The organism is Thiohalocapsa sp., assembly GCF_019695415.1.
GTDB lineage: Bacteria > Pseudomonadota > Gammaproteobacteria > Chromatiales > Chromatiaceae > Thiohalocapsa.
In genome coordinates this window covers 1-7,441 of record NZ_JAIFKJ010000196.1, presented here as the reverse complement: position 1 = coordinate 7,441, position 7,441 = coordinate 1, and the positions used below count along the sequence as shown (strand labels likewise).

The window sequence follows — 7,441 nt, the reverse complement described above, 5'->3', positions numbered from 1 at the left end:
TTTCTGTGGAGCAGTGGCGCCGCACCTCCGTGACCCGAAGACGCTGGCGCGTCGGGGCTAAACTCATCGCTGGCTGGTTTGGTGTGTTTCATGCGAACAACCTGCCGATGCGTTTGCTCTTCCTCGAACCTCGCCCGTCGAAGCTCGCGACTCTCCGCTATACCCGCATCGGTGCGATGGGCTCCGCCGGTCGCCCGGTCAGGTCTCCGTGCCGGGCACTGCGTCAGCCGGCTCTTGGTCGTGGCCGGCAGCGGCATCGCGCTCCAGGCGCATGCCGACGGCAAGGTCGACGACATAGAGCAGCATGGTCAGCGCTGGCGCCAGCAGCTGGCCCTTCAGCAACTGGTGGATGGACAGCGCGGTCATGATCAGGAAGATGATGATGCGCATGTCGTTCACCGACACGTGGAAGAGATGGCGCTCGGCGTGCTCGGGATGAAGCTCGCTGTCGTCGATGCGCAACAGGCCGCTGCGTGTCAGCGCGGCGTCCAACGCAGCTTCGCGGGCCGGATCGAACCACAACAGGACGCTGCCGGTAGCGGGGTTGATGGTGACATCGTCAATCTCGGGCTGCGTGTGCAGGGACTCGTAGAGCTCGAGAAAGAAGGGCAGATCGTGGCGGCGCTGGGGCAGGCGCAGGCGCAGGCGGCCGGTGCTGCGGTGGGCGACGCGTGCGGTGTTCGGGTGCACTAGGCTGGGGTGGATAGGCTGTGCGCGGCTGGCATCGTCAGGCATCCTGGTCCGACCCTTGCTCGCTGTCCTTGCGCATGGCCGACAAGGCCGCTTCACGCTCTTCGCGCAACTCGTCCCGGACCTCGGCCACCAGGTCTTCCATCATCTCGCCGACCTCGGCGGCAGCCTCTTTCCCCTTCTCCAGCGCCAACAGTCCGGCCTTGACTACGGAGCGGGCGGCCGGGCGCACATAGGGGGCGAGAAAGGTCACCGCCACCGGCACGAGCACGGCGACACCGATGCCGATGGCCGTGTTGCGCACGGTCTTGCTCTTGGCGAGGTTGGTCAGCTGCGGCATGTCCGGGGCTCCACTGAGTACGACGCGTGCGCCCGGACCGACCGGATGGGCCGGGCGTCGGCGCGCAGTCTAACGCAAAGCCGGTGCTCCGGTTGCCATCGCGCGCTTGGCTGGGAAGCGCCGATGAACCGGCGCTTCCCTAGCCGCCAGCGCGGCTGCGGAAACGCCGGGCCAGCCAATAGTCGATGCTGAGGTAGCGGCCGGCGCCGATGAAAAAGAGCACGAGCAGCATGACGAAGTAGGTGGCGGCGAACTCGATGCCGTTGTTGAGCACGACGAAGTTACCGGCCTCTGTGAGCCAGTCGTAGTTGCCGTGCTCGCGCAGGATGTCCTTGGCGGCGGACAGGCGCTCACCGGCGGGACCGGCGTTCTCGATCTGAAAAACGCCGAGCAGGGGCGACGCGAAGGCGGAGCCCGGGTCCGCAATGGCCTGCCAGCCGTTTTGGCTGTGCACGGTGAGCATCGCCACCAGCATGGTCGCCATAAGCGGGATGCTGATCCAGCGCACAGCGAAGCCGAGCGGCAGAAAGATTGCGCCCAGCACCTCGGTGCCGGTGGCTAGCACTGCCATCAGCGTGGGGAGGGGCAGTCCCAGGCCCCAATCCGGGTTGCCGAACCACGCCACGGTGTTGTCGAAACCGACGACTTTGTTTGTGCCGGCCACCCAGAAAACGGGTGCGAGATAGAGCCGGAGCGCCAGCGGGCCGAGGAAATCGACGGTGCGTGTGGCGTCCAGCCAGTCTTGGAGCTTATTCAACAGCTTGATCACCCGGTCTCTCCTGGTTTTGGGTTGGTCTGCAAGAGGCTTGCCTGCAGAGACCGGGCGGGCGGCGGTTTCTTGTCGGGTGCGGCGATGTCGCCGCGAGCGGCTGCATAGGCCCGGGGGTTGGGCAGCCTCGACAACCGGTGCGAATAGGTGGTTGATCGGTCCCGGTCGACACGGCGGGGGCAAGGACGGCAATTGCATATACCGTCCCCGAATCTGTGTCCCGGAATCTTCGTGCCCGGCAACTTAGGGACCGGGGGGAAGATCGGAACTCGGGAGTGCTTGCGGCTTCGACTGCTCGATGCAGGACAGCCGCTGGGTCAGCGGCTGTTGACGTGCGTTTTGCGTCGGGCTGCGCTTGGGCGGTTTCAGCCTGCGCAAGCGCCTGATGCTGCGGGAGCCTCGGACCAGCGGGTGCCGAGGATCACGTCCCGCTTGCGCAGGTCGGTGAGCATGCGCGCGCCTGCGGCGACCACCTTGTCTGGCGCCGGATGGCTCAGCTCCTCGGCGATGGCTTGCATGGCCTCCCGGCCGGTGCGTGGGATGTCCCCTTGGAGCAGTGTGAGCAGGCGCTGGGTGACGGCGTTGATTTCCAGAAACTCGATATGATCGGCTCGGTTGCGATACACCACCAGGTGCGTGGGTGCGTCGCCGGGGGTGTCCGGCTGGAAGTCCGGGCCGATCCGATGCACCGGAAAGCGGTAGCTCAGGTTCCATGCCAGCGGCGAGATCACGGGGATCTCTTCCATCAGATCGCCGTTGGGGTTGGCATGGGTCGGGTCGGGCTCGTCGTCACTGACGCTCAGGGCCAGCTCAACCCACTCGTAATGGGCCAGCTCCAGCAGAAAGGGCGGATCGTCTGTGGTCTGCTGTGCCCGGGTGGTGCCAAGGTAGTCTAGGAATTCCTGGGAGATCTCCAGGAACAGGGGCGTCGCCGCGCGGTGCTGCACCATGAAGTCCCGGATCAAGCCGCGCCAGTGATCATCCGGCAGCATGCGGCGCAGCACCGGGAAGGCCGAAGCCAATAAGCCTGCGATATTGTTGAAGACGAGGTCCCGATAGATGGCCATGCGCCGGTCTTCTACGTCCGCCGGGCAGGCGCGGTGCTCGGGGTCGCGGATGTGGGCCGCGAACGCGCGCTGAACGGCGCTGAAGTCTTCCACCGGCGCTTGCGTGGCCGCCGGCTCAGGCATGTGCCACCTCCAGGTCGGCTGCGGGCTGATGGCGCGCCTGAATGGCGGCGATTTTGGCCACCTCCGCGTTCAGCTGATCCAGGGGCGGGATGTTGAAATCCCGCTCTAGCAGCGTCGGGAAGACGCCGAAGCGCTGGTAGGCATGGTCCAGCAGGCTCCAGACCGGGTCGATGACATCGGTGCCGTGGGTATCCACACGCAGATCCGGGGCCTCGACGTAGTGCCCGGCAACGTGGCAATAGACTACTCGGTCGGCGGGCAGGGCTTCCAGGAACTCGACGGCGTCATAGTCGTGGTTGATGCTGTTGACGTAGATGTTGTTCACGTCCAGCAGGAGATCGCAGTCCGCCTCCTCGAGCACCGCGTTGACGAAATCGATCTCGCGCAACGCTTGGCCCGGCGCCGCATAGTAGGAGACGTTCTCCAGCGCGATGCGCCGCTCCAGGATGTCCTGCACCCGGCGCACGCGCTCGGCAACATAGTGGACGGCGTCCTCGGTGAAGGGAATGGGCATGAGGTCATAGAGCTGGCCATCATCGGAGGTGTAGCTTAGGTGCTCGGTGTAGGCGCGGATCTGGTGGGTGTCCAGAAACGCCTTCACCCGCTGCACGAAGGTCTCGTCCAACGCCGCGGGGGAGCCGATGGACAGTGATAGCCCGTGACAGACAAAGGGATAGCGCTCGGTCATGGACCGGAACAGGCGCCCGAAGCGCCCGCCGACGCCGATCCAGTTCTCCGGCGCCACTTCATAGAAGCTCGCGGCAGGCGGTGGTTGCTCGGCGGCCTCACTGATGAAGTCCCGCCGCAGCCCGAGACCGGCGCCGCGGACCGGATAGCTTGGTGCGTGCATGGCGAAGGGCTCGTTGGCCGGAGTGGCGGCGGTGGGGTAGGGCCAAGCCCGGGGCTGCCCGGGCCCAGCCGCGGCGGCGCTGGAGATCAGCGCCAGCCGCTTAGCGGGTCTTCGCGATGGGAATCTCGGTGACGGGGATCAGCCCTCGCCACCGCACTTGCCCTCGCCGCACTTGCCTTCGCCTTCACCCTTGTCGTCGCCGCACTTGCCCTCGCCGCACTTGCCTTCGCCGCACTTACCCTCGGAGCCTGCCAGCTGCATGTAGCCGCCGTCGAGCTCGGTGGCGCTGAACAGCTCATCAGCGGATAGGTCCGTGGTAGCAGCCTGGGCGGTGCTCAGGCCGCCGGCCAGGGCGGCACCGACGATGGCGGCCACGGGGGTAATGGTCTTCTTGGACATGTTACTTGCCTCGATGTCAGAAAATGTGCTGGTGAATCAGACGGCTGGTCATGGCGGGGGACGGCTAGGCGACCTCACTCAGCCGCCGGCCCGCCCACCGCGGACTCGTTGATAACACGGAAAGGCCGCGAGAAACACAGAGCCTTGCTGGGTCTTTCCGATGTCATCACCCGTTAGAGACCCAGATGTGCCCTCGGTTCTTTCACGGTCGGCGCAAACGCTATCCGCAGCAGGGCATGGATGTACCGCGGCGCGTCGGGGTGTGGCGCGCACCGGCGGGCCGCCTCATCGGCTCAGATGCGCTGCCGAGCCGGAGCGGACTGCGCTCGGCAAGGGGCCGAAGCCGGGCGGCGGTCGCCGATGGTGAGTCGCCTGCTCATAGGCGTAGGCGAGGCGAAAGAGCGTGCCCTCATCGAACGGCCGTGCCAGCAGTTGCAGGCCTAGGGGCAGTCCGCCGGCGGTGAAGCCCATGGGCACGGTGATGGCGGGCTGGCCGCTGTGGGGGGCGATGATGGGGCTGTTGTTGCCGTGGGGGCTGTCGTCGTCGCCGATGCGCCGCGGCGGATTATTCCAGCTGGGATAGGCGAGGGCTTCCACCCCGGCCTGGTCCATAGCTCGGACCACGGCGTCCAACAGCGCTTTGCGCCGCGGATCGCCGGCGACATCGACGCACGGGGGCGCCTGCTCGGCGGGATCGCTGCGCTCCGCCATGGCCCAGGCCATGGCATCGGCATGGCGCGGCAGGAACAGGCCCGCGGTGACCACCTGATCCAGTGAGCGGATCGGGGCCTCCTCACCCAGCGCGCGGAGATAGTGAGCGAGATCAAAGCGAAAGCGGCTGCAGAAGCCGGTGGCCTCGGTTAGGGCCTCGAAGCGCGGGATCACGAAGGGGTCCACCAGCGTGGCACCGGCACGGGTGATATCGGCCAGCGCCCGCTCGAAAGCGGCCATCACTGCTGGGTCTGCTGTCTCCGTCTCCACCAGCGCCCGCAGCACGCCGATGCGGGCGCCCTGCAGGCCGTCAGCTCGCAGAAAGCGCCGATAATCCGCCGGCACCCGAGCGTGCGCCGCAGCGGTGATGGGGTCGGCGGGATCAGGGCCCGCCAGCACAGAGAGCACGATGGCGGCGTCGCGCACCGTGCGCATCAGGGGCCCGCCAACGTCCCGGTTGGAGAGCAACGGCACGATGCCGTCGCGGCTGGTGGCGCCGAGGCTGGGGCGGATACCCACCAGCCCGGTGTGCGATGCCGGGCCGCGGATGGAGTTGCCCGTGTCGGTGCCCATGCCGATGATGCCGAGATTGGCCGCGATGCCGGCTGCCGTGCCGCCGCTGGAGCCCGCCGGCACCCGCGCCAGGTCGTAGGGGTTGCGGGTCTCGCCATGGGTGGAGCTGATGGTGCGGTAGGGGCTGAAGGCCCACTCGCCCATGTTGGTCTTGGCGAGCACGATGGCACCTGCGGCGCGCAGTTGGCGCACCAAGAAGGCGTCGTCCGGCGGCACGGAGCCCGCCAGCGCTGCGGAGCCCGCCGCCGTGGGCATGTCCGCGGTGTCGAAGTTGTCCTTCAGCAGCACCGGTATGCAGTGCAGCGTGCGCAGTCGCCCGAGCCTTGCCTGCTCCGCGTCGAGGGCGCGGGCACGGTCCAGCGCATTGGGATTGATGCCGATGATGGCGTTCAGCGCATCCGGCGGGGATTTGGGCACCGGCAGGCGACCCACCGGCTTTTTGTCGCCACCGGGGATGACGATGCAGCGGCTGCCGACCCTGCGGACTCGTCCGTCTCGCCAGGCGGATTGGGCGACTCAGGCGGCGGGTCATACACCCGGATGCGAGCCAGATATCCTTGCGTCAGTTGCTCGCAGCTGACGCGCCCATCGCGCAGGGCCGCATGCGCGCCATCGATGTTGAGCTCCACGAGGCCCGGCAGCCGCGGCGGTGCAGCCGCGCGCCCGCACCCCCCCAACACCAGCATCACCGAGACGACGGCGACGATAATTACGGGGACGGTAACCCTATCTCGCCACATGCTTCGCCCTTAAAGCGGGGACGGTATACAGATCTCGCGCCGAGACATTGGGCGTCCAGACAACATAGGCCCTTCGTATCAAAGCACAGTCCTGTCGTCCGCAGTGGCGGCGCCACTCTCAGCGCGCTGCGGTGTCAATCGCAGTCGATCTCGCCGCGGCCGGGGTACAGCAGGCAGCGAGTGGTGGCGATGCCGGTGCCTGTAATCTCCAGCGGGTAGCCTTCTGTGCTCTGCTGCGCGCGCTCAGCGGCCGCCGCGCCGCGGGCCATGAAGCCCACGAGCCGCAGCTTGGTGACCGCGTTGGGATCAGCAATAGCGTAAGCAGCCCCTCGCTCGAGGGCGTCGCCGGATTCGGGCAGCTGCATGAAGGTGGTGGACAGCGTCAGGCCATCGGGCAGGGGCTCGGTGGGATCGGACTCCAAGATCTTGACTAGGACCGTGCCGCAGACGTCGTCGGGCTCGCTCTCGCCGGTCCAGCCCGGGACGCCCTCCGTGCGGGCGGCGGGGTCGAAGCGGTCCTGGGCGACCTGGCAGTCGCCTGGGAAGGTCAGGTCGGTGACAGACAAGACCTCCCATTTGTCGAAGCAGCCGGAGAGGAAGAGGCAGACGAGCGAGACAGCGATGGATTTGCGCGGGATCATCGGAGAGAGCATCGGTGGCGGGTATTTCAACCCTTCTCCGCCAAGCGATGCTCGAAGTGGCTCAAGAGCCGAGAGCGCAGCGTCTTTTCCTTGTGCTTGGCGGCGGCGGCGAGGCGCTTTTCGGCGACGCCGATGAGGGTTTGCTGCGCGCCCTTGGCTTTCTCGTCCTCGGGCATGCGCTGGGTGTAGCGGCCGTCGGCGTCCATGTCCCAGGCGGTGCGCTGGTCGGCGAGCTGCACGTCCAGAACCAGGCGCAGCTCCTGGCGCAGCTCCGGATTGTCCACGGGCGCGTGCACCTCTACACGGCTCTCCAGATTACGGCGCATCATGTCGGCAGAGCCGATGTAGTACTCCTCGTCGCCGCCGTTGTGAAAGTACAAAATGCGCGCGTGCTCCAGGAAGCGGCCGACGATGCTGATGACCTGCGCGTTCTCGCTGATCCCGGGCAGGCCGGGGCGGAAGCGGCAGGTGTCGCGCACAATCAGGTCCAGCTTCACGCCGGCGCGGCTCGCCTTGTAAAGGGCGCGGACGATGTCCG

8 protein-coding genes and 1 pseudogene are annotated in these 7,441 nt (G+C 67.0%); all 9 read right to left on the bottom strand.

Annotation, left to right across the window (positions count from 1 at the left end; translation table 11 throughout):
- Positions 1-198: 198 nt before the first annotated feature.
- Entirely contained in the window at positions 199-735 is a 537-nt protein-coding gene (locus tag I6U14_RS05520) for a hypothetical protein (RefSeq protein WP_296897550.1), read from the bottom strand.
- Positions 728-1,030 (bottom strand): DUF5132 domain-containing protein, encoded by a 303-nt coding sequence (locus I6U14_RS05515; protein WP_296897549.1) that lies wholly within the window; start codon positions 1,028-1,030, stop codon positions 728-730. The genes I6U14_RS05520 and I6U14_RS05515 overlap by 8 nt, the downstream gene beginning before the upstream one ends.
- A gap of 139 nt (positions 1,031-1,169) precedes the next feature.
- Positions 1,170-1,799 (bottom strand): DoxX family protein, encoded by a 630-nt coding sequence (locus I6U14_RS05510; RefSeq protein ID WP_296897547.1) that lies wholly within the window; start codon positions 1,797-1,799, stop codon positions 1,170-1,172.
- Positions 1,800-2,164: 365 nt separating this feature from the next.
- A complete protein-coding gene (locus tag I6U14_RS05505) occupies positions 2,165-2,989 on the bottom strand; it encodes a putative DNA-binding domain-containing protein (protein ID WP_296897545.1) in 825 nt (274 codons plus the stop codon).
- Positions 2,982-3,839, bottom strand: coding sequence for a DUF692 domain-containing protein (locus I6U14_RS05500; protein ID WP_296897543.1), 858 nt, complete (start codon positions 3,837-3,839; stop codon positions 2,982-2,984). Before I6U14_RS05500 ends, I6U14_RS05505 begins: the two co-directional genes overlap by 8 nt.
- Positions 3,840-3,977: 138 nt before the next feature.
- Positions 3,978-4,238: a low-complexity protein gene (locus tag I6U14_RS05495; protein ID WP_296897542.1), complete on the bottom strand. Its 261-nt coding sequence runs from the start codon at positions 4,236-4,238 to the stop codon at positions 3,978-3,980.
- 285 nt (positions 4,239-4,523) lie between these two features.
- Positions 4,524-5,939, bottom strand: a complete 1,416-nt coding sequence (locus I6U14_RS05490; protein WP_296897541.1) for an amidase family protein — start codon at positions 5,937-5,939, stop codon at positions 4,524-4,526.
- A 457-nt stretch (positions 5,940-6,396) separates the two neighbouring features.
- Positions 6,397-6,933: a hypothetical protein gene (locus I6U14_RS05485; protein ID WP_296897539.1), complete on the bottom strand. Its 537-nt coding sequence runs from the start codon at positions 6,931-6,933 to the stop codon at positions 6,397-6,399.
- Positions 6,930-7,441 (bottom strand): annotated as a pseudogene (locus I6U14_RS05480) (RNA degradosome polyphosphate kinase); the annotation flags it as partial. The pseudogene I6U14_RS05480 and the gene I6U14_RS05485, both read right to left, overlap by 4 nt.